The 598-nt window shown below is 54.2% G+C and carries 1 protein-coding gene; it reads left to right on the top strand.

Annotated features, from left to right (window positions below; genetic code table 11):
* Window positions 1-118 precede the first annotated feature (118 nt).
* Window positions 119-565 carry a low molecular weight protein arginine phosphatase gene (locus I656_RS0117310; protein WP_011232840.1) on the top strand — a complete coding sequence of 149 codons (447 nt, stop codon included), beginning with the start codon at window positions 119-121 and terminating at the stop codon, window positions 563-565.
* The last annotated feature ends 33 nt before the right edge of the window (window positions 566-598 follow it).

The raw sequence follows: 598 nt of genomic DNA, 5'->3' as shown, positions 1-598 counted from the left end.
CTATCCTTACGCAGGAAACCGCATTGCTTGTCAAGTACATGTTGTGGTGAAGAGCCTTTTTTTGCTCTTTTCCCTATGGTATATTGATGGTAAGTCATTGATGTGAAGAGGTGGTTGTATGCCATACCGCATTTTGTTCGTCTGCACGGGCAATACGTGCCGAAGCCCGATGGCCGCTGCATTGTTGGAGAATAAGCAGCTGCCAGGCGTCGAGGTGAAATCGGCCGGCGTGTTTGCGGCGGAAGGGAGCGAGGCGTCGGTTCACGCCAAGACGGTGTTGAAGGAAAAAGGAATCGAAGCGGCCCACCGCTCCTCGCAGCTGAAAAAAGAGCATATCGACTGGGCGACGCACGTGCTGGCGATGACATCCGGCCATAAAGAAATGATCGTCGAGCGTTTCCCAGAAGCGAAGGACAAAACGTTTACGTTGAAGCAGTTCGTCTCGGGAACAGACGGCGACATCGCCGATCCGTTCGGCGGGCCGATTGAAGTGTACCGGGCGGCGCGCGATGAGCTGGAGACGCTCATTGACCGCTTGGCGGAAAAGTTGCAAACAGAACAATGAGGTAAAGAAGTGAGGGGGAACACAAATGGGGGG

The sequence above is a fragment of the Geobacillus sp. WSUCF1 genome, from assembly GCF_000422025.1.
Taxonomy (GTDB): Bacteria; Bacillota; Bacilli; order Bacillales; family Anoxybacillaceae; genus Geobacillus; species Geobacillus zalihae.
Note: the sequence above shows the minus strand (reverse complement) of the source record. Positions and strands in the feature narration are given on the sequence as shown.

Excerpts from the sequence above, each read along its gene's own strand:
- I656_RS0117310 (WP_011232840.1), top strand. The coding sequence starts at position 119 with ATGCCATACCGCATTTTGTTCGTCTGCACGGGCAATACGTGCCGAAGC.